General features: G+C 65.1%; 15 protein-coding genes and 3 tRNA genes. 6 read left to right on the top strand and 12 right to left on the bottom strand.

All coding sequences use genetic code 11. The features are described 5' to 3' along the window. Positions 1–104: 104 nt before the first annotated feature. The 3 genes from ACIGJC_RS06810 (at position 105) to pgi (ending at position 4934) form a co-directional block, all read left to right on the top strand. Entirely contained in the window at positions 105–1460 is a 1356-nt protein-coding gene (locus ACIGJC_RS06810) for an amidase (RefSeq protein ID WP_483711244.1), read from the top strand. Between the two features lie 38 nt (positions 1461–1498). Then, positions 1499–3079 (top strand): NAD(P)H-hydrate dehydratase, encoded by a 1581-nt coding sequence (locus ACIGJC_RS06805; protein ID WP_483711243.1) that lies wholly within the window; start codon positions 1499–1501, stop codon positions 3077–3079. A gap of 217 nt (positions 3080–3296) precedes the next feature. Continuing rightward, positions 3297–4934 carry a glucose-6-phosphate isomerase gene (gene pgi / locus ACIGJC_RS06800; protein ID WP_483711242.1) on the top strand — a complete coding sequence of 546 codons (1638 nt, stop codon included), beginning with the start codon at positions 3297–3299 and terminating at the stop codon, positions 4932–4934. Here pgi and ACIGJC_RS06795 read toward each other — a convergent pair. Then, complete coding sequence (locus ACIGJC_RS06795; protein WP_483711241.1) at positions 4931–5629, bottom strand: ABC transporter ATP-binding protein; 699 nt, start codon at positions 5627–5629, stop codon at positions 4931–4933. The genes pgi and ACIGJC_RS06795 overlap by 4 nt on opposite strands. On the opposite strand from ACIGJC_RS06795, the gene ACIGJC_RS06790 reads away from it, so the two are divergent. Further along, positions 5628–6284 (top strand): arylesterase, encoded by a 657-nt coding sequence (locus ACIGJC_RS06790; RefSeq protein ID WP_483711240.1) that lies wholly within the window; start codon positions 5628–5630, stop codon positions 6282–6284. The two genes, ACIGJC_RS06795 and ACIGJC_RS06790, sit on opposite strands and share 2 nt — an antisense overlap. Positions 6285–6359: 75 nt before the next feature. On the opposite strand, the gene ACIGJC_RS06785 is transcribed toward ACIGJC_RS06790, so the two are convergent. From ACIGJC_RS06785 to mnmC, 8 genes are all read right to left on the bottom strand, one after another. Then, entirely contained in the window at positions 6360–8309 is a 1950-nt protein-coding gene (locus tag ACIGJC_RS06785; RefSeq protein WP_483711239.1) for a SurA N-terminal domain-containing protein, read from the bottom strand. A 194-nt stretch (positions 8310–8503) separates the two neighbouring features. Further along, a tRNA-Asp gene (locus ACIGJC_RS06780) sits at positions 8504–8580 on the bottom strand. Positions 8581–8622: 42 nt separating this feature from the next. Then, positions 8623–8698 (bottom strand) — tRNA-Val (locus tag ACIGJC_RS06775). Between the two features lie 242 nt (positions 8699–8940). Continuing rightward, positions 8941–11352, bottom strand: a complete 2412-nt coding sequence (lon, locus tag ACIGJC_RS06770) for an endopeptidase La (protein WP_483711238.1) — start codon at positions 11350–11352, stop codon at positions 8941–8943. A gap of 256 nt (positions 11353–11608) precedes the next feature. Then, positions 11609–12886, bottom strand: coding sequence for an ATP-dependent Clp protease ATP-binding subunit ClpX (gene clpX, locus ACIGJC_RS06765; protein WP_483711237.1), 1278 nt, complete (start codon positions 12884–12886; stop codon positions 11609–11611). Positions 12887–13112: 226 nt separating this feature from the next. Further along, positions 13113–13763, bottom strand: coding sequence for an ATP-dependent Clp endopeptidase proteolytic subunit ClpP (gene clpP / locus ACIGJC_RS06760; protein WP_211948088.1), 651 nt, complete (start codon positions 13761–13763; stop codon positions 13113–13115). Between the two features lie 90 nt (positions 13764–13853). Further along, positions 13854–15212, bottom strand: coding sequence for a trigger factor (gene tig / locus ACIGJC_RS06755; protein WP_483711236.1), 1359 nt, complete (start codon positions 15210–15212; stop codon positions 13854–13856). 152 nt (positions 15213–15364) lie between these two features. Next, the gene (gene mnmC, locus ACIGJC_RS06750) at positions 15365–17371 is read right to left on the bottom strand and encodes a bifunctional tRNA (5-methylaminomethyl-2-thiouridine)(34)-methyltransferase MnmC2/FAD-dependent 5-carboxymethylaminomethyl-2-thiouridine(34) oxidoreductase MnmC1 (RefSeq protein WP_483711235.1); all 2007 of its coding nucleotides are present in this window, start codon (positions 17369–17371) and stop codon (positions 15365–15367) included. Between the two features lie 114 nt (positions 17372–17485). Here mnmC and ACIGJC_RS06745 point away from each other — a divergent pair, with 114 nt between their 5' ends. Beyond that, positions 17486–18343 carry a 23S rRNA (adenine(2030)-N(6))-methyltransferase RlmJ gene (locus tag ACIGJC_RS06745; RefSeq protein ID WP_483711234.1) on the top strand — a complete coding sequence of 286 codons (858 nt, stop codon included), beginning with the start codon at positions 17486–17488 and terminating at the stop codon, positions 18341–18343. Here the strand turns inward: ACIGJC_RS06745 and ACIGJC_RS06740 are convergent. From ACIGJC_RS06740 to ACIGJC_RS06730, 3 genes are all read right to left on the bottom strand, one after another. Beyond that, on the bottom strand, positions 18340–18723 hold the full coding sequence (locus tag ACIGJC_RS06740; RefSeq protein ID WP_483711233.1) for a VanZ family protein: 384 nt from the start codon (positions 18721–18723) through the stop codon (positions 18340–18342). The genes ACIGJC_RS06745 and ACIGJC_RS06740 overlap by 4 nt on opposite strands. A 78-nt stretch (positions 18724–18801) precedes the next feature. Continuing rightward, positions 18802–19752, bottom strand: coding sequence for an SOS response-associated peptidase family protein (locus ACIGJC_RS06735; RefSeq protein WP_483711232.1), 951 nt, complete (start codon positions 19750–19752; stop codon positions 18802–18804). A 126-nt stretch (positions 19753–19878) separates the two neighbouring features. After that, positions 19879–19965, bottom strand: a tRNA-Leu gene (locus tag ACIGJC_RS06730). 632 nt (positions 19966–20597) lie between these two features. Here ACIGJC_RS06730 and ACIGJC_RS06725 point away from each other — a divergent pair. Continuing rightward, a complete protein-coding gene (locus ACIGJC_RS06725) occupies positions 20598–20750 on the top strand; it encodes a hypothetical protein (RefSeq protein WP_483711231.1) in 153 nt (50 codons plus the stop codon). The last annotated feature ends 4 nt before the right edge of the window (positions 20751–20754 follow it).

Raw genomic sequence — 20754 nt, 5'->3', positions numbered from 1 at the left:
AACAGGCAGGGCGCGCACCGCTGCGCGCCTGGAGCCAGCACGCCGGCTGAATCCGGAGCCATTGCGCCTGCCCGACTCCACGCCTCCAAGCCTCCAAGCCACCGATGCTTCCAGACCTCGACATACTGAACTCCCGCCTGCGCGATGGCACCACGAGCCGCGCCGACCTGGTGGAGACGGCCGCCGCCGCGGCGGCGGGCGAGCACGCGCAGGCCGTGTTCCTGCACAGCACCTTCGACAGCGCGATCCAGACCGCCCGTGCCGCCGATGCCGCGTGCCGCGCCGGCAAGCGCCTGCACCCGCTCGCGGGCCTGCCGGTCTCGGTGAAGGATCTCTTCGACGTCGCTGGCGAAGTCACGCGCGCGGCGTCGGCAGTGCGCCACGACGCCGCACCCGCCAGCGCCGATGCCGCCGTGGTCGCCCGCCTGCGACATGTTGGTGCGGCCGTCGTCGGCCGCACCAACATGACCGAGTTCGCGTTCTCGGGTGTGGGCATCAACCCCCATTTCGGCACGCCGGTGAACCCGGCCAGCGCGGATGGCGTCGCGCGCATCCCTGGCGGATCGTCGTCCGGCGCCGCAGTCTCGGTGGCTCTCGGTCTGGCGGTAGCCGCGCTCGGCAGCGATACCGGCGGATCGATCCGCATTCCGGCGGCCCTGTGCGGCCTGACCGGTTTCAAGCCGACCACGCGCCGCGTGCCGCTCACAGGCGCTTTTCCGCTGTCCTATACGCTGGACACCGCATGTGCCATGGCCCGCACCGTCAACGACTGCCTGCTGGTCGACAGCGTGATCGCCGACAGCGCGCTGGTACCGAGCGTCCCGGCTCCGGCGGCCATCCGCCTGGCCATCCCGCGCCAGGTGCTGCTGGACGACCTCGATCCCGTAGTCGCCCGTGCGTTCGATCGCGCGCTCGGACGGCTCTCCGCCGCTGGCGTGCAACTGGAACACACGGACCTGCCCGAGTTGGCCGAACTGCCGGGGCTGAACGCCGCGGGCGGCTTCAGCGCCGCGGAGGCTTATGCGATCCACCGCCAGACGCTCGCGAGCCGGCGCGAACTCTACGACCCGCGTGTCGCGATGCGCATCGATCGTGGCGCCGCCATGGGTGCGGCCGACTATGTGGACCTTGCCCGTGCGCGCATTGACTGGATCACGCGGGTTGAGGCTCGCCTGGCACGCTTCGACGCAGTGATCTGCCCTACCGTGCCGATGGTGGCTCCCGCCATCGAACCGCTGCGCAGCGATGACGACCTGTTTTTCCGCACCAACGCGCTGCTGCTGCGCAATCCCTCGGCCTTCAACTTCCTTGATGGCTGTTCGATTTCGCTGCCCTGCCATGCCCCCGACGAACTTCCGGTTGGCCTGATGCTGTCCCATGGGCCAATGCGCGATGCCCATCTGTTAGGCACCGCGCTTGCACTGGAAGGCATCGTGCAACCGGGCTTGCGCGGCGAATAGGCGCGCCGCCACGCGACCATCCTCGGGCTTGCCTGTCAATGAACCCCACGCAACCTTGTTGCCCCATCCCGGCCGAAGGCTGGACCGCGCTGGCCGCCGACTCGCCAGAGGCCATCCCGCTCTACGACGTCGACACCCTGCGGCACATCGAGAACGCTGCGTTCGCGCGCCTGCCGTCGTTTGAGCTGATGTCTCGTGCCGGGGGGGCCGCCGCCGGCTGGCTGGCGCAGCACGCGCCGCAAGGACTGCTGCTGTTCCTGGCAGGCCCTGGCAATAACGGCGGCGATGCGCTGGTGGCCGCGACACGCCTGCACCAGAACGGCCGTGATGTTCAGGTCTGGCTCACCGCCGATCCCACACATATGCCAGCCGATGCCACGCGCGCATGGCAGGAAGCCGACGCTGCGGGCGTGCCCATGCACACCGTGCAGCAGACGGCGCCGTGGCCCGCCAGGATGGCGGCCGTTGTCGACGGCCTGCTCGGCATCGGCCTGAACCGCCCCGCGGGCGGCGCTATCGCCGAGTGGATCGCGCGCCTTGCACAAGCGCCCGCACCAGTATTCGCGCTCGATATCCCAAGCGGCCTGTTTGCCGATACCGGTGCCGGCGCCCCCGCGGTACGCGCCTGCCGCACGCTCACTTTTATCGGCGCAAAGCCTGGCCTGCTCACGCTCGATGGGCGCGACTGCGCTGGCAAGATCGATATCGCACCGCTTGGCCTCGACTATCCGCCGGTGCAAACGCCGCGCGCATGGGTGAACGGGCCCGCGCTGTTCCGGCACGCGCTGCCGGCACGTCGGCACGCCGTCAACAAGGGCACGTTCGGCTCGCTCGCAATCCTCGGCGGCAACACCGGCATGACCGGCGCCCCGTTGCTCGGCGCGCGTGCGGCGCAGTGTCTTGGCGCAGGCAAAGTCCACATCGGTTTTCTCGCCCCGTCCGCGCCTGCCATCGATCCACTTCACCCGGAACTGATGCTGCATCCACAATCCGAACTGGCCGTCAGCGCAATGTCGGCCCTTGTGATCGGGCCGGGGATGGGTACGGATGCCGGCGCGCGCAAGGCCCTCGCGCAATGGCTGGAAGACGCCGGTCGAAGCGCATCGCCGCCATCGCTGGTGCTCGATGCGGACGCACTCAATCTGCTCGGCGCCGATGCCAGCCTGGCCGCCACGCTGTCCGCTGCGGGGTTGCCACGCGTCATGACGCCGCATCCGCTCGAAGCAGCGCGCCTGCTGGGCACCACCGTGGCAGCCGTACAGCGCGACCGACTGGCCACCGCCGCGGCGCTGGCGGCGCAGTGGCAGGCCGTCGTCATCCTCAAAGGCTCGGGATCCGTGATTGCCGCGCCCGGTACCTCGGCCATGACGATCAACCCGACTGGCAATGCGGCGCTCGCGAGCGCCGGGACTGGCGACGTGCTGGCCGGCATGGCAGGCGCCCTGCTAGCCCAAGGTATGCCGCCGCTTCAGGCAGCCCAGGCGGCCGTATGGATCCACGGTCGCGCCGCCGACATGCTGGTCGCCAACGGTGCCGGACCGGCCGGCGTCAGCGCCAGCGAACTCTGCCTCCCCGCCCGTTCGATCCTGAATGCGCTATTGCGCGGCGAAGCGGGATAGCGCAGCGCGGTTGCGCCGGTGCCTCAACGGACACAATTGCACCGTATCATCGCTACAATCGGACAAAGGCCTACAGGATTGCGGCAAGGAGATGCGCTACGGTTTCATCTCGTAACGATAACCATCCCGACTAGCCGTGATCGACGCAAGACACGCTTTATACTTACAAGGCCTGGACTACCGGGCATCAAGCCCCCGCCACGAATCTGTGCCCTGCATGCCCACCAATCTTCACGCCTGGAACGCCCTTCTGCAGCATCACGACGCCATTCGCGACCACCAGATGCGGGATTGGTTTGCCGAAGACGGCGAGAATCGCGTCAGGCAGTTTTCGCTGGAAGCCGCCGGCCTGTACCTGGACTACTCCAAGAACCGGATCACGCCGCAGACCATGGAGCTGCTGCTGCAGCTTGCCGACGAAGCCGGCGTTCCGGCCCGTCGCGATGCCATGTTTGCCGGTGAGCATATCAACGCCACCGAGGACCGCGCCGCGCTGCATGTTGCGCTTCGCGCCACCGCGGGCGCAGGTTTCAAGGTTGACGGTGTGCCGGTGATGCCGTCCATCCAGAACGTCCTGGTGCGCATGCGCGCGTTCGCCGAAGCGGTCCGCAGCGGCACATGGACCGGCTCGACCGGCGAGCGCATCACCGATGTCGTGAATATCGGCATCGGCGGCTCCGACCTGGGTCCGAAGATGGTGTGCCGCGCGCTGTCGCATCTGGCGCACGACGACGGCCACTCGGGGCCGCGCATGCATTTCGTATCGAACGTCGACGGTACCGAGCTGGCCGAAGCGCTTGAGCGCCTCGAGCCACGGCGCACACTGATGATCGTCTGCTCGAAGACTTTCACCACGCTGGAAACCATGGCCAACGCGCACAGCGCGCGTCAATGGTTCCTGGCCAATGGCGTGGCCGAGGACCAGTTGGCCAGGCACTTCGTCGCGGTATCGACGAACGTAGAGGCCGTGCGCGCGTTCGGCATCGACCCGGGCAATATGTTCGAGTTCTGGGACTGGATTGGCGGCCGCTTCTCGCTGTGGTCCTCGGTGGGCCTGTCGATCGCCCTGGCGGTCGGCTTCAATGCCTTTGCCGACCTGCTCGCGGGTGGCCGCGCGATGGACGAACACTTCCGCACCGCGCCGCTCGAGCGCAATATGCCGGTCGTGATGGGCATGCTCGGCATCTGGAACCGCAACTTCTTCAACTTGCCGACCAGCTGCATGGCGCCCTACTCCACGTCGCTGGAACTGTTCCCGGCGTACCTGCAGCAGCTGGAGATGGAAAGCAACGGCAAGTCCGTGCAACTCAATGGCCGACGGGTGCGCACGCATACCTGCCCGGTCGTGTGGGGCAGCGCCGGCACCAATGGCCAGCACGCGTACTTCCAGAAGATCCACCAGGGATCGCAGATCGTGCCGGTGGATTTCGTTGCGCCGCTGGTACCGCCGCGCGAACTGCCCGGCCACCATGCCAAGCTGCTGGCAAACTGCTTCGCGCAGGCCGAGGCGCTGATGCGCGGCCGTTCCGCCGAGGAGCTGCGCGCGGCCGGCATGACGGACGAGCTGCGCATCGCCCACATGGTCTTCGAAGGCAACCGTCCAAGCAATACGCTGTTGATGGAAGACCTGACGCCGCATGTGCTGGGCGCCCTGATCGCGCTCTACGAGCACAGGACCTTCGTGCAGGGCGTGGTCTGGAACATCAATTCCTTCGACCAATGGGGCGTGGAGCTGGGCAAGATCCTGGCGCGTCCGATCGAAGCCGAACTGACCGGCGCCGAAGCAGGCCCGCATGACGCCTCTACGGCAGCCCTGATTGCCAGGGCCCGCGGCGTGCTGGCGCGAGGCGGTTAGACCTCGGTCGCCATCCATTCATCGCTGGCCACGCGGCCGGCGTCGATCGTCAGGATGCGGTTGCACCGCGCCGCAACCGACCGGTCGTGGGTAACCAGCACCAGGGTGGAACCCGCGTCGCGGTTCAGTTCGAACATCAGCGCAATCACGGCCTCGCCGGTAGACGTGTCGAGGCTGCCCGTCGGTTCGTCGGCAAACAGGATGTCCGGACGCGTGACGAATGCGCGCGCCAGTGCCACGCGTTGCTGCTCACCGCCGGAAAGCGTGCGCGGATAGTGGTTGAGTCGCGCGCCCAGACCGACACGCTGGAGCATATCGATGGCCCGCTCCCTGACCTGCTCCGCTTCACCGCGCAGTTCGAGCGGCAACATGACGTTTTCCAGGGCGGTCAGGTGTCCCACGAGCTGGAACGACTGGAACACGAAGCCGACATGCCTGCCCCGCAACGCGGCACGCTGATCCTCGTTCAGGGCAAAGAGATCATGCCCCATGAGCCGTACCGTGCCGCCGGTCGGCAGGTCCAGCCCGGCCAGCAAGCCGAGCAGCGTCGATTTACCCGAGCCCGATGCCCCGACGATGGCGAGCGTTTCGCCGCTCGTGACGGAAAACGTGACGTCGTGCAGAATCGTCAACGAACCGGTCGCATCGGCAACGGTCTTTCCCAATGACTCGACGTCGAGGATGGAAGAGGACATGAAGAGTTGGATCCGAAGCAGTTGGCACAAGGCGGCACTGGCCGCCTGCATGGCCTTCATGGTGTCGGCGGCGGCCGCCGCCCCGCAGGCTGCGCCTGCCGTCCTGGTGCTGGGCGACAGCCTCTCGGCTGAATACGGCATCGCGCGCGGCACTGGCTGGGTCAGCTTGCTGCAGCAGCGCTTGCAGAAAGAGCGCCTCGATTATAGCGTCGTCAATGCGAGTATCAGCGGCGAGACCACGATTGGCGGCAAGACGCGCCTGCCTGACCTGCTGGCGCGGCATCGTCCTGCCGTGGTGATCGTGGAACTAGGCGCCAATGACGCCTTGCGCGGCCTTTCGCTGCAGGTGACGGAATCCAACCTGCGCACGATCGTCGGCGGCGCGCAGAAAGCCGGCGCCCGCGTGCTGCTGGTCGGCATGCGCATCCCGCCAAACTACGGCCAGGACTACACCGAGAAGTTCTTCGCGCTCTATCCGCGGCTGGCCCAGGACTTCAAGGCACCGCTGGTGCCGTTTTTCCTCGACAAGGTCATCTCGCGCCAGGACTGGTTCCAGCCGGACCATATCCATCCGACGGCGGACGCGCAACCCGCCCTGCTCGATACCGTGTGGCCCCAGCTCAGGCCCTTGCTCAAGACCGGCGGCAAAGGCTGAGGTCACCGCACTCAGCGCGAACAAAAAAAAAGACCCCTGCAAATTTCGCAGGGGTCTTTTTCCTCGGCGCGGACCTTATTGCGCCGCCGCTTCGCTACCGGCCGCCGTATCGGCCGCCGCGACCGGCTTGAGGATCTTGACCTTCGAGCGCGCCTTCAGGCTCTCGTAATAGGCTCCGATCTCGGTCTGGCCAGCGAGCTGCGAAAGCTGCTGCGCCTCGGCCTGGCGCTGGCCTTCGTTGGCCTGCTGAGGCTGGTTGATCTTGGTGATGCGGTACACCGCGTAGCCGTTCGCGCCCAGGTCCACGCCGACCACGGCGGGCAGCTTGGTGGCGTCCGCGCGCATGATGGCTTCCACCGCCTTGGGTTCCATGCCTTCGGCCTTGGCGCGAGACACCATCGTCACAGCGCCGAAGCCCTGCGCGCTGTCGCTCTTCTTCAGCGCCTCCAGGCGTGCCTCGCCATCCTTGCGCGCCAGTTCCGCCGCCTGCTGGACAACGTAGCCTTCGCGGACCTTGGCCTCGACTTCCTCGAACTTGCGCACGGTCGCCGGACGGTAATCCATGATGCGTGCCGCCACCAGCGTGGTCGGGCCGACCTGGACGGCTTCGGTGTTGCGCTTGTTCTTGATGGCGTCATCGCTGAACAGCGCCTTGAGCAGCTTCTCGTTGTTGAGCGGGCTGTTCTGGCCCAGCGCAGGATTCGGCTGGCGGGTCACGCCGTCGGCGGTCTGGATGGTCAGCTTGAACTTGTCGGCAGCCGGCTTCAGGCTGTCGGATTGCTCGTACACCATATTGCCGAACGCATCGGCATCTTCCGCGTACTTCTTGGCGGCAAGCTGCTTGCGCAGCTCGGCTTCCAGTTCGGGCCGGACGGCCTCCAGCGGTTTCGTTTCCGCCGGCTTGAGGCCGGTCAGCTTGATGATGTGATAGCCGTAGTCCGTTTCCACCACGTCGCTGATCTGGCCTTCCTTGAGCGCGTACATGGCATCTTCGAACGGCTTGACCAGAGCGCCATGGCCCATAAAGCCGAGGTCACCGCCCTTTTCCGCCGAACCCGGATCCTGCGACTGCTTGCGCGCCACCTCCGCGAACGTGTCGGGATGCTTGCGCAGATCTTCCAGCAGCTTGGTGGCCTTGTCCTTCGCTGCCTGCCGCTGTGCCGCCGGCGCATCCTTGGGTGCAGCGATCAGGATATGGCTGGCGCGGCGCTGCTCATCCGTGCGGAAACGCGCGATGTTACTGTCGTAGTAAGACTTCAGCTCCTCCGGCGTGACAGCCTGCGCGGCCGCCAGTGCATCGCCGGACAGCACGAGGTACTCCACCTTGGCCTGCTCGGGCACCGAGAACGCCGACTGGTGGCTGTCGTAATAGGCCTTCAATGCCGCCGCATCCGCCTGCACCTTCGCCGTGTAGTCGGCCGGCTTGAACAGCAGTGCCTGCACCTCGCGCTGCTGGTCGCGCACGGCGATCAGGCGGTCCAGCAACGACTTGGGTACGAACGCCGTGCCGGCGATCGAGGTGCCCAGCTGCTGCGTGGCCAGGTCAAAGCGCATGCGCGCGTCGAACTGTTCGGGCGTCATGCCTTGCGCCGCCAGCAGTTGCAGATAGGCCTTGTCGTCGATCGATCCGTCCTGCTTGCGCGGCAGTTGCGCAATCGCCGGGATGCTGTTGATCGCCTCATACAAACGAGCATTCGATACCGTCAGGTGCTCGCGTGCCACTTCGTTGGCCACCACGCGTTGCAGGATCAGCTGATCCATCACGTTCTTGCGCAGCGCCGGGCCTTCGAACTGGCGCGGATCGTAACTGGCCCCGAGCATCTGGCGCATGCGTTCGCTCTGTTCACGCACCACGTTGTCCAGTTCCTGCACCGTGATCGCGCGGCCGTCGACCTTCGCGACATCGTGCGAGCTGTCCATGAAGCGCGAATAGCTCTCCACGCCGAAAAACACGAACGACGGAAAGACAAGCACCAGCAGCAGCAAAAGCATCAGGCGCCGGTTGTTGCGTACGAAATCAAGCATGCGGACTCAGGTAAGAGGGTTGGCACGAACGTCAAACCCCGCGATTCTAGCAGGAGCCGGGCGCCGCACCGCCATTTGCCGCCGGGGACGGCAGGACACGGATGCCAGTGCTCGACGACGCCCTGACATGGCCGGAGGCCTCGGCGCCAAAAACAAAAATGCCCGCGTAAGCGGGCATTTTTGCATCACATGTCTGGCGGAGTGGACGGGACTCGAACCCGCGACCCCCGGCGTGACAGGCCGGTATTCTAACCAACTGAACTACCACTCCTTTGTCGGTTCCCGCTACGGCCGGATTTGCGCGATGGTGAAGTGGTGGGTGCTGAGGGGCTCGAACCCCCGACCTACGCCTTGTAAGGGCGCCGCTCTACCAACTGAGCTAAGCACCCACTGAACCATCGCAGGCTGGGCCGCCTGCAGGGAATCTCGCTTCGCACGACTCGACAGGTACTGCTTGGCTGCCGCTGTTTGCGTTGCGAGGCCGCGATTGTAATACGAGAGTTTTCGATTTGCCAAGCACTGATGGCAATAATCTTTTGAAGCGCAAATACAAGAATACGGCCTGCCCGGAATAAAGAAAAACGCCGCGGATGTGACTCCGCGGCGTTTCGTCCGCTGTGCAGCAACCGGATCAGTGGTGGATCATCTCGACCTTGGCCGTTGCCTTGTCCGACACGTCCGCCGGCTTGGCATCTTCCTCGGCCAGCGGCTCGGGCTTGCGCTCGAGTGCGAGCTCCAGCACCTTGTCGATCCAGCGAACCGGCACGATCTCGATGGCGTTCTTCACGTTGTCAGGAATCTCTGCGAGGTCCTTGACGTTTTCCTCGGGGATCAGCACCAGCTTGATACCACCGCGGTGGGCAGCCAGCAGCTTTTCCTTGAGGCCACCGATCGGCAGCACCTCGCCTCGCAGCGTGATCTCGCCCGTCATCGCCACATCGGCACGCACCGGAATGCCGGTCAGCACCGACACCAGCGCGGTCGTCATGGCGCCGCCAGCCGACGGACCGTCCTTGGGCGTGGCGCCTTCTGGCACGTGGATGTGGATGTCGCGCTTCTCGAACATCTCATCCGCAATGCCCAGGCGACGCGCCCGCGAACGCACCACCGAACGTGCGGCCTCGACCGATTCCTTCATCACATCGCCCAGCGAACCGGTGCGGGTGATGTTGCCCTTGCCCGGCATGATCGCGGCTTCGATGGTCAGCAGATCGCCGCCCACTTCCGTCCATGCCAGACCGGTCACCTGACCAACCTGGTTTTCCTTGCCGGCCAGGCCGAAGTCGTACTTGCGCACGCCCAGGAACTTGTCGAGGTTGTCCGAATCGACCTTGATCGTGCCCGACTCCTTCTTCAGCAGCAGCAGCTTGACCGCCTTGCGGGCGATCTTGGACACCTCGCGCTCGAGTGAACGGACACCGGCTTCCCGCGTGTAATAGCGGATGATGTCGCGGATCGCCGCATCGGTCACCTCGATCTCGCCAGCCTTCAGACCGTTGTTCTTGATCTGCTTCGGCAGCAGGTAGCGCGTGGCGATGTTGAGCTTCTCTTCCTCGGTGTATCCCGACAGGCGGATCACTTCCATACGGTCGAGCAGCGGCGGCGGGATGTTCAGCGAGTTCGACGTCGCTACGAACATCACGTCGGACAGATCGAAGTCGACTTCGATGTAGTGGTCCTGGAACGTGTGGTTCTGTTCCGGATCCAGCACCTCGAGCAGCGCCGACGACGGATCGCCGCGGAAATCCTGGCCCATCTTGTCGATCTCGTCGAGCAGGAAGAGCGGATTGCGCACGCCGACCTTCGACAGGCTCTGCAGGATCTTGCCCGGCATCGAACCGATGTAGGTACGGCGGTGGCCGCGGATCTCGGCCTCGTCGCGCACGCCACCGAGTGCCATGCGCACGAACTTGCGGTTCGTGGCGCGCGCCACCGACTGGCCGAGCGAGGTCTTGCCCACGCCCGGAGGCCCGACCAGGCACAGGATCGGCGCCTTGACCTTGTCCACGCGCTGTTGCACGGCAAGATACTCGAGGATCCGTTCCTTGACCTTCTCGAGACCATAGTGGTCTTCGTCGAGCACGCGTTCGGCGTTGGCCAGGTCGTTGTTGACCTTGCTCTTCTTGCGCCACGGCAGGTTCACCAGCGTGTCGATGTAGTTGCGCACGACGGTGGCTTCCGCCGACATCGGCGACATCAGCTTGAGCTTCTTGAATTCGGCATCGGCCTTCTTCTTGGCTTCCTTCGGCATGCGCGCAGCCTTGATGCGCTTGTCGAGTTCTTCCAGGTCGGCGCCTTCCTCGCCCTCGCCCAGTTCCTTCTGGATCGCCTTGACCTGCTCGTTCAGGTAGTACTCGCGCTGGCTCTTCTCCATCTGGCGCTTGACGCGGCCGCGGATGCGCTTTTCCACCTGCAGGATGTCGATCTCGCCCTCGAGCTGAGACAGCAGGCTTTCCAGGCGCTCGGTCACATTGACCATCTCCAGGATCTTCTGCTTCTGCTCGAGCTTGATCGGCAGGTGCGCGGCGATGGTGTCGGCCAGGCGCCCGGCCTCGTCGATGCCCGACAGCGAAGTCAGGATCTCCGGCGGGATCTTCTTGTTGAGCTTTACGTATTGGTCGAACTGCGACACGATCGCGCGGCGCAGGGCCTCGGTCTCGGCGCTCTCAACCGGCTCGGGCGGTACGGGGACGGCTTCGCACATGAAGTGCGACTCGTCCTCGCTGACCTCGCGGATGTTTGCACGCTGCGTGCCTTCGACCAGCACCTTCACGGTACCGTCCGGCAGCTTCAGCATTTGCAGGATATTGGCGATGCAGCCGACCTCATACAGGTCGTCGGCGGTCGGTTCGTCCTTGGCAGCAGTCTTCTGCGCCACGAGCATGATGCTCTTGCCCGACTCCATCGCAGTCTCAAGCGCCTTGATGGACTTCGGGCGTCCCACGAACAACGGGATCACCATGTGCGGAAACACCACCACGTCGCGCAGCGGCAACAATGGGAGGCGAATCGGCTCGGCCGGGAGGAGTTGTGTTCCGGACATCATTTTCCCCAAGTCAGTCATTTAAGGCGTAAATTGGGCCGCCCAAATCGATTACAAGATACCGCTGACGAAACCGATTCGGATTGACAGGCTGATGCCGCATCCTGCACTTGCAGGCCCATCTGGAACAGCATACCCGCGTTTCCTCCTCTTCGTCGGTTGAAATAAACAAAAAAAGCCGCTCGCTTCTACGCGAACGGCCTTGCTGGCTGGCTGTCGTGGGCTCCTGACCACTTCACCCCGGACAGCGCTCGCGTCAGTTGGAGCCTGACACCTTCGGCTGCTGTTCCTCGTACATCAGCAGCGGAGGTGCATCTCCGTTGATGGTGCTCTCGTCGATGACCACTTTCTGCACGCCCTTGTAGTTGGGCAGGTCGTACATGACATCCATCAGCGACTGCTCCAGGATCGATCGCAGGCCACGCGCACCCGTCTTGCGGCGAATTGCCTTGCGCGCAATCGCGGAAAGCGCCCCGGGGCGGATTTCCAGCTCCACACCCTCCATCGCCAGCAACTTCTGGTATTGCTTGACCAGCGCATTCTTGGGCTCGACCAGGATCTGCAGCAGCGCGGCCTCATCCAGCTTGGCCAGCGTGGCAACCACCGGCAGGCGGCCGATCAGTTCCGGAATCAGGCCGAACTTGATCAGGTCTTCCGGCTCGGTCTGCGGCAGCACTTCGCTGACATCGCGCTCTTCCTTGCTCTGGACTTGGGCCGCAAAACCGATGCCAGTCTTGTCCGAGCGCTGCATGATGACCTTCTCCAGGCCGTCGAATGCGCCACCGCAGATGAACAGAATGTTCGTGGTGTCGACTTGCAGGAAGTCCTGGTTCGGATGCTTGCGGCCACCCTGCGGCGGCACCGATGCCATCGTGCCTTCGATCAGCTTGAGCAGCGCCTGCTGGACACCCTCGCCCGACACGTCGCGCGTGATGGACGGGTTGTCCGACTTGCGCGAGATCTTGTCGATTTCGTCGATGTAGACGATCCCGCGCTGCGCCTTCTCGACCTCGTAATTGCAGTTCTGCAGCAGCTTCTGGATGATGTTCTCGACGTCTTCGCCGACATAGCCGGCTTCCGTCAGCGTGGTGGCGTCCGCAATCACGAACGGCACGTTCAGCAGTCGGGCCAGCGTCTGGGCGAGCAGCGTCTTGCCGGAGCCGGTCGGACCGATAAGCAGGATGTTGCTCTTGGACAGTTCGACATCGTCCTTCTTGCCGAGATGCTTCAGGCGCTTGTAGTGGTTGTACACCGCCACGGCCAGGATCTTCTTGGCCTGTTCCTGGCCGATCACATACTGGTCCAGGCTTACCCGGATCTCATGTGGCGTCGGCAGGTCCGAGCGCGTGGCCGCGGTCGCATCCTTTTCGGTCGCGGTGGCTTCGTCTCGGATGATTTCGTTGCACAGGTCGATGCATTCGTCGCAGATGAACACCGACGGGCCGGCGATCAGCTTCTTCACCTCATGCTGGCTCTTGCCGCAGAAGGAGCAGTAGAGAAGCTTTTCGCTGGATGAACCTTTTTTTTCCGCCATAGGAATCAGTCACTTAGCAGTGCGCGCACTGCGACACGGGGGGCGCCGCAGGCGTACGCTTCTGACGCATCATACGCCAAAACAATTTGCCCAGCCGGCAGGGGTTACCCCGGCATGTGGGGCAAACGCAAAAAACGAGGCACAAGGCCTCGTTCCGTTGTAGCCTGTGCCGTTTCGGCCAGCCAACGTGCCGCCGCGTACCACCTTGCCGCAGCAGCGCGCAGCATCAGCCGCGGCGGGCAATGACCTTGTCGATCAGGCCGTAGTCCACAGCCTGGTCGCCGCTCATGAAGTTGTCGCGATCGGTATCGCGCGCAATCTTCTCAACCGGCTGGCCGGTCACTTCGGACAGGATGCTGTTCAGGCGCTCGCGCAGGTACAGGATCTCGCGTGCCTGGATCTCGATATCGGAAGCCTGACCACGCGCGCCGCCCAACGGCTGGTGGATCATGATCCGCGAGTTCGGCAGCGCGGAGCGCTTGCCCTTGGCACCGGCCGCCAGCAGGAACGCGCCCATGCTCGCCGCCATGCCCATGCACAGCGTCTGCACGTCGGGCTTGACGAACTGCATGGTGTCGTAGATCGCCAGACCAGCCGAGACCGACCCCCCCGGCGAGTTGATGTACAGCGAAATATCCTTGTCCGGGTTCTCGCTTTCCAGGAACAGCAACTGCGCCACCACCAGGTTGGCGGTCTGGTCATTGACCTCGCCAACCAGGAACACCACGCGCTCCTTCAGCAGGCGCGAGTAGATGTCGTAGGCACGCTCGCCCCGGCCGGACTGCTCGACGACCATCGGCACCAGCCCCAGACCCTGGGTTTCCAGCGCCGAAGCCTGCGTGGTGGCGAGACGGTCCAGCAAATCATTGCGGGTCATGCAAGTTCTCCAGGGTATCGTTGGATGGCAAGGAATGTCGGGCTTCACATCCCCGCACCATGGCACGGGGGCTGCGAATCACGCCTGACCTCAGGCTTGCTGCTGTCCGTTGCCTTCGGCGGTCAGTTCCTCGAAGGACACCGACTTGTCGGTGACCTTGGCCTTGTCGCACACGAAATTTACCACGTTGTTTTCGAGCACGTAGGCTTCCATCTCGGCCAGGCGCTGCTGGTCGCCGTAGTACCAGCGCATGACTTCCTTCGGGTCTTCGTAGCTCTTGGCGAAGTCTTCGATCTCGGCCTTGATCTGGTCAGCCTTGGCTTCCAGGCCGTGGGCCTTGACGATCTCGGCCAGGATCAGGCCCAGCTTGACGCGGCGCTCCGCTTGCTGCGCGAACATCTCGGCCGGAATCGGCATGTCCTTGGCGTTCGGCATGCCACGCTGCTCGAGGTCACGGCGGGCCATTTCCACCAGGCGCTCCTGGTCTTGCTCGATCAGGGCCTTGGGCACGTCCAGCTCGCTCACCTTCAGCAGCGCATCCATGACCTGGTCCTTCAGCATGGCATGCGTGCGGCGCTTCACTTCGCGCTCGAGGTTTTCGCGGATGTCGGCACGCATCTTCTCGACGCTGCCGTCGGCGATGCCCAGCGACTTGGCGAACGCATCGTTCACTTCCGGCAGGTGGGCCCACTCGATCTTCTTCAGCGTGACGGTGAACTCGGCGGTCTTGCCGGCCACGTCCTTGCCGTGATAATCGGCCGGGAACGACAGCGGGAAGCTTTTGCTTTCGCCGACCTTCAGGCCCAGCGTGGCGGCCTCGAACTCGGGCAGCATGCGGCCTTCACCGAGCACGAACGGGAAGTCTTCGGCCTTGCCGCCGGGGAATTCCACGTCTTCGATCTTGCCGACGAAGTCCAGGGTCACACGGTCGCCGTTCTGCGCCGTCACGTCGCCGCCACCGTCGCCGTGCTCGCCGGCTTCGCCGCGCACGTGGTAGTGCACGCGCTGCTTGCGCAGGATGTCGATGGTCTTGTCGATTTCGGCGTCGCTGATTTCGGTCTTGGTGCGGGTCACTTCCGCGCCCGTCAGGTCACCCAGCTTGACTTCCGGGTACACCTCGAAGGTTGCGTCGAACGCGACTTCGTCCGCGCCCACGCCATCGGTCTTGATCTCGAACTTCGGCTGACCGGCAACCTTGACGTCCTGCTCCTTCGTGATGTCGAAGAACTTGCGGGCAGCCTTGTCGAAGCGGACTTCGAACTCGACTTGCTGGCCGTATTGCTTCTCGACCATCTTCATCGGCACTTTGCCCGGACGGAAGCCCGACATCTTCACCGTCTTTGACAGGCGAACCAGGCGCTCCTGCTTTTCCTTTTCGACTTCGGCCTTGGGAATGGCCAGGGTCACCTTGCGGTCCAGCTTGCCGAGGTTTTCAATGACGTTCGACATGGTCGTGATCCAATCCAGAAATGTAGTTGTGTTCGTAGCGCAATCGCCTGCGCGCCGGCCAGTCCGGCACTGGCGCGTGCCCGCGAATAGCAAGCTCCGCGCGAACGGAAAACGAGCATTATCGCACGGTTTCCGTCCGGTTCCGGCAGTTTTTACCCTGAGGTACCGCCAGAATGCTGTTCCGCATCGATGACCAGCCCGTGGCGCAACGCGCGAAGGAGCAAGCGCGCGGGATCCACGGCGTCGGCCAGGTCGGCTTCCAGCGGAAGGGGCTCACCCTCGATCTGGCTGATCAGGAGTTCCGCACCCAATGCGGCCCATGTGAGGCCGCGCGAGCCATATGCAAGTGCAGCGTAAAGCCCAGGCAGGCGTGGAATATCGCGCAAGTGCCCTCCGCGCAATGCCGAGGCCGACGCTGCTGCCGCTGCCTCATCCGGCATCGGACCAATCAAAGGCAGCCGGTTGTGCGAAACGGTACGCACGCCGACATACCCCTCCATCCCGCTGGCGTCCAGCCGTCCGATTTCCTCGGAGGTCGCGGGCAGCAGTCCGGCCAGCCGATCCAGATTTTCTGCGTGGACGTGCGCCCGCGCGACCAGTGGCCCTTCATCCGCCTCATAGCTGGAACCGACCCGGCCACGGCCATCTTCTGCCACCGGCAACAGGTACCCTGCCCCAGTCACCACGCAGTCGGGCCATTGCCCGAGGGCGCCAACCTGCTCCTGCGATAGCGTCGTGAGCTGCCCCCGAACACGACGCACCACCTGGTGCCGCATCGGGACCAGCCGTGGTGCTTCGTGGGCATTAGCCAGGACCATGACGGGGGCCGATGCCAGGATTGCGCCATCGTGCCCGACGGCCTCCCACGCCCGGTCTTGCCTGCGGACGCGATCCACGCGCACGCCGAACCTCGCATGGACGGCATCGCCCGCGCGGCGCAGTTGCGCGTTGCAGATATCCGGCGGCGCGACCCAGCCGCCCTGGGCGAACCAGAGTCCGCCGCGCGCCACGCCGGCGCGGTGATGCGCCGCCGCTTCCTCAGGCGTCATCCAGCGTACGAAGGACTCGGGCAAACCGAGTGCTTTAAGCGCTGCACGCTGCGCTTCGGCTTCCGCTTCGTTCTCGCCGATCTGGAGCACCCCGCACCCATGCCAGCCGACCGGATGGCCGGCAGCAGCGAGCGCCGCCCAGGCACGCAACGCGTACTGGTTGCCCGCGCGCGACAAGCGGGACAACAGGCTGTCGTCGGCCGATATGTGCGCGTGCATGGCGGCAGCGCGATGGGACGATGTCTGCCTGGCCGGGCCGTCGTGGGCGTCCAGCAGCGTCACCCGCCAGCCGCGCGAAGCCAGCCGCTCCGCCATGGCGCAGCCGGCCAGCCCCGCGCCGATCACGATGGCATGCCGGTCGTTCCAGTCTGCGGCAGCTGCCGGCGCATGCCGCCTGACTTTCCATGCCGGACGGAACGTGGCAACGGTCATGTCCGGCTTGTCCCCGGATCCCGGCGCCAGGCGCGCGTCGAACCCGACTTCCTGAAGCCCCCGATGCACGGAGCCGCCCGCCGCATGCGCCGCAAGCGTGGCACCCGGCCGCGCCAGGCGCGCCAGTCCGCGGAACACCTTGGGCGACCACGTATCCGCATTGCGTGCCGGGGCATAACCGTCCAGATAGAACGCATCGGCGCCGGCCACCAGCTTGGGCAGCAGAGTCTCGAGATCGCCAAGCGCCAGCGTCAGGATCACGCCGCCATCCTCGAAAGCAAGCCGGTGCAGACCGGGCAGCGCATCGGGCCACGCAGCCTGAAGCTGGCCGGAGAGCGGCCGCAGTTCATCCAGCCCGGCGTGCAGTTGCGCCAGCCCGTGGCGCGTAAGCGGATGCTTCTCGATTGAAACGAAATGCAGGCGGGCGCAGCGCCGGCGATCCTGGCGCCAGGCCCGCCACGTTGCCAGGAAGTTCAGCCCTTGGCCGAAGCCGGTCTCGATGATGACGAATTGCTCCCGCCCGGCCCACGCCCGTGGCAGCGCGTTGCCGGCAAGGAAAACGTGATGCGCGTGCGCGAGGCCGCCTTCCGCACTGTGGCAGACGTCGTCGTAACGCGGGGAACAAGGGGTGCCTTCGGCAGACAGGACAGGCTCGGCGGGCTCGAGTGCACGCGGCATAGACAGGACAGAAGCAGGAAAAGAGCCAGGGGGCGACTCGCGGCGGATGGTAGCATAGCGCCCCGTCCTGAATCCGGCACGGCCGTCCCGGCCGCCGCCCCGCGCTGATCCGCCATGCTGTCCTATCGTCACGCCTTCCATGCCGGCAACCATGCCGATGTCCTCAAGCACGCCGTCGTGGTGCAGTTGCTCGAGCACCTGACGCAGAAAGACAAGTCGTTCTGGTACATCGACACCCACGCGGGCGCCGGCCTGTATGCGCTGGATCATGCCTACGCGCAGAAGAAGTCCGAGTTCGAAACCGGCATCGCGCCGCTGTGGCGCGCCGCCGCCGGCGGCACCTCGCTGCCGCCCATGCTGGACGCGTATCTGGACCAGGTGCGCGCACTGAATCCGGACGGAAACCTTCGTCACTATCCAGGGTCGCCCTGGCTTGCCTGGCAGATGCTGCGCGACCAGGACCGCCTGCGCCTGTTCGAACTGCACAGCACGGAGATCCAGGTGCTGCGCGACAACTTCCGCGGCGCCGGCCGCAAGGTCATGCTCTACGACGGTGACGGCTTTGGCGGCATCAACGCGATCCTGCCGCCGCCCCCGCGGCGCGCGCTGGTCCTGATCGACCCGTCCTATGAAGACAAGCAGGACTACGCGCGCACGTTGCAGACCGTCCGCGACGGGCTGCAACGCTTCGCAACCGGCGTCTACGCCGTCTGGTACCCGCAGGTCCAGCGCCGCGAATCGATCCAGCTTCCGGTGCAGTTGAAGAACCTGCCGCTCAAGAGCTGGCTCCACGTCAGCCTGACCGTCAAGCATCCCGTGGCCGGCGGACTTGGCCTGCATGGCAGCGGCATGTTCATCGTCAACCCGCCATGGCGGCTCAAGGAATCGTTGCAGGAAGCCATGCCGGTGCTCAAGGAACTGCTCGGGCAGGACAGTGGCGCCAGCTTCGTGCTCGAAGCGGAAGAAGGCTAACCGCGGGAAGCGCCGGTACGCAACCGACCAGCCCAGGCGAGAAGCCAATCCAGCGCCAGAGCAGCCAGCAGACCGATCGAATCAGCCAGCACGTCCGCCGGATCCGCGTCGCGGTACGTCGTCATGCCCTGGAGCAATTCGATCAGGACGCCATATCCCACCAGCGCCAGCAGCACCGCCGTACGCTGGCGCCCATAAGCCCGCCGGCCTAGCCCACCGAGCACCACGAAGGCCAGCACGTGGTTGGCCTTGTCCCAGCCCGTAGTCGGCATCGGCTGCGTGGGCGGCATCAGCGCCAGCACCAGCACGGCGATCACACACAGCCAGAACAGCAGGCGCCAGATGCGCGGCGACAGCCGGAAAGCGGGGTTGGGACTCATGGGGTGGCGTAGTGATCTCGATGATTCCGCATGCTAACGGCTCGCCTGGCTTGCCGCGCATCGCTGGATGCCAGCACGCTAGGCGGCCAGCTTGCAGTCGAAGAATAGCGGTTGGCGATCGTCCAGGATGGCATGCATCGCAGCCAGGTCCGAGGCATCGGGGTCAAGCCACGCGTCGAGATGCTCGGGACGGATAGGAATGATGCAGCGGTCGTGTCCGGCGGCGGCCACTTCCGGCGGCGGCTCGTCGGTAATGGCGGCGAACGAGTACAGGTCCTGCCCAGCCTCCTCGCCAGGACTCACCGACCACAGGCACGCCACCAGCATGTCCTGCGGCGGGCGCGGATGGAATGCCAGGATGACGCTCTCCTCAGCCTCGCCCGGCCGCAGCGCGCGACGTTCCGCCTTGTGACGCGGCACGTGCTCGTAGAACGCGGTCATCACCGCCACGCCGTGGCGATGCCCGAACAACGGGCGCCAGACGCGCTCAAGGTTGTCGCGGCGCGCATTGTAGGTGCCGGGCCGCTTGCGTTCGTCGGCTTCCGTCCAGCCAGGCAGGCGGCATTGGTAGCGCATCGGCACCACCACCCGATGATCGCCCTGCACGATGATCACGGGGGCGTAGTAGCCCGGAAAGAGGCGGTAATCCTGCTCGGTCAGCGCCGGCCGTTGCAGGTCCGCAAGGTTCTGCTGGGCCCGGGTGATCTTGTCCGTCGAAATGCGCCGGTCAGTCTCGGCCTTCTTGGTCGGGCGCGCGGCCAGCGCACGCTCCGCCTCCGCAAGACGCGTGCGCTGCTGGAAGATCTCCGACTCGAACCGGTTGGCCTGCTCCCGGTCGCCGCCCTCGACAAGCGAAGCGTCCGTGCCTGCCTCGGCAAACGCCATGCGCAGCGCCTTGGGGATTCGCTGCCAGCCGCCGCTGCGGCGCTGCTGCCAGAACAGTTCCACGAAGCGCTCCATGCTGATCGACGCGCCGTATTCGCGCTCGAACCTGCGGAACTCGGCCTGAATCTGGGAGGAATAGCACATGGCAAGATCCTTTCGCGTGACGCGGGCGGGCGGAGCAGGATCATTCTAAGCCGAGGTGCCGGGAAAGGCGGCCGTGTGCCGCGGCAGGCCGGGAAGTCAGCCTTTCGCCACTTGAAAAGAAGGGATTGGTGCGAGGGAGGGGACTCGAACCCCTACACCATTGCTGGCGTCAGGACCTAAACCTGGTGCGTCTACCAATTTCGCCACCCTCGCGGTCCTTGCGGCCGCCGGACGGTGGCCACGATGCACGTTGCAGCCATGGCGCGCGAAAGCAAAAAAGGCGGCTGGAACTGCCCGCCTTCTCGCATCGCCCGCTTGCCGCGCTTGCGCGCCGGCTGTGCAACGAAGCAGCGGATTGTAGCGCAAGCGCCGGGGGGAATCCACCCCCGCCCCGATGACATAGTGCAAGCCCTCATGTGCGTCGCCTTTCGCGATGGTGGTCCGCCATCTATGCTGAAGTCGTGGGACGCGCAACGCATGCTTGCAGAGAGCAGCGCGATTTGCGGAGCGCTTCCGCCCCGCACGGAGGGGATATGAAATTACGTGCCTTGCTGTTGGCAGCCTCGATGGCGCTTGCATGGTCATCGACGGCCAGGGCTGCTGGTTGTCAGTACGACATGCAATGCAAAGGGGAACGGATTTGCCAGCAGGGCCAATGCGTGTCCCCTGATGCGGACGAGCAGGCGGACGCCACCGCGCCCAAGGCCACTCCATCCCCAAGGACCACCGCACCGGCAACGCCGGCTCCCGTGGCGGCTCCAGTTGCTCCGCCAGTTGCAGCGCCCGTTGCAGCCCCCGTTGCAGCTCCCGTTGCAGCACAGGTCGCAGCGCCAGCGCCGGCACCAATGTCTGTGCCTGCGCCGCGTGGCTGCTGCACGGTTGCCGGCAAGCTGAAGCTGGCCCCGGGCAGTGCCGGCGACACGACGCTGATCATTGGCGATGCCTGCCAGGGCATGACGAATTCGGGCAAGCCGGTTCCGGGGACGCTCTGCAATTAGTCGG

It is taken from the genome of Cupriavidus sp. C3SS-1, assembly GCF_057073755.1.
This window is presented reverse-complemented; position numbering and strand designations above follow the sequence as displayed.

Coding starts and splice junctions, on each gene's coding strand:
- clpX (WP_483711237.1), bottom strand. CDS start 12,886: ATGGCGGAAAAAAAAGGTTCATCCAGCGAAAAGCTTCTCTACTGCTCC.
- clpP (WP_211948088.1), bottom strand. CDS start 13,763: ATGACCCGCAATGATTTGCTGGACCGTCTCGCCACCACGCAGGCTTCG.
- tig (WP_483711236.1), bottom strand. CDS start 15,212: ATGTCGAACGTCATTGAAAACCTCGGCAAGCTGGACCGCAAGGTGACC.
- ACIGJC_RS06735 (WP_483711232.1), bottom strand. CDS start 19,752: ATGTGCTATTCCTCCCAGATTCAGGCCGAGTTCCGCAGGTTCGAGCGC.
- ACIGJC_RS06795 (WP_483711241.1), bottom strand. CDS start 5,629: ATGTCCTCTTCCATCCTCGACGTCGAGTCATTGGGAAAGACCGTTGCC.
- ACIGJC_RS06810 (WP_483711244.1), top strand. CDS start 105: ATGCTTCCAGACCTCGACATACTGAACTCCCGCCTGCGCGATGGCACC.
- pgi (WP_483711242.1), top strand. CDS start 3,297: ATGCCCACCAATCTTCACGCCTGGAACGCCCTTCTGCAGCATCACGAC.
- ACIGJC_RS06745 (WP_483711234.1), top strand. CDS start 17,486: ATGCTGTCCTATCGTCACGCCTTCCATGCCGGCAACCATGCCGATGTC.
- ACIGJC_RS06805 (WP_483711243.1), top strand. CDS start 1,499: ATGAACCCCACGCAACCTTGTTGCCCCATCCCGGCCGAAGGCTGGACC.
- ACIGJC_RS06725 (WP_483711231.1), top strand. CDS start 20,598: ATGTCTGTGCCTGCGCCGCGTGGCTGCTGCACGGTTGCCGGCAAGCTG.
- ACIGJC_RS06740 (WP_483711233.1), bottom strand. CDS start 18,723: ATGAGTCCCAACCCCGCTTTCCGGCTGTCGCCGCGCATCTGGCGCCTG.
- ACIGJC_RS06785 (WP_483711239.1), bottom strand. CDS start 8,309: ATGCTTGATTTCGTACGCAACAACCGGCGCCTGATGCTTTTGCTGCTG.
- lon (WP_483711238.1), bottom strand. CDS start 11,352: ATGTCCGGAACACAACTCCTCCCGGCCGAGCCGATTCGCCTCCCATTG.
- ACIGJC_RS06790 (WP_483711240.1), top strand. CDS start 5,628: ATGAAGAGTTGGATCCGAAGCAGTTGGCACAAGGCGGCACTGGCCGCC.
- mnmC (WP_483711235.1), bottom strand. CDS start 17,371: ATGCCGCGTGCACTCGAGCCCGCCGAGCCTGTCCTGTCTGCCGAAGGC.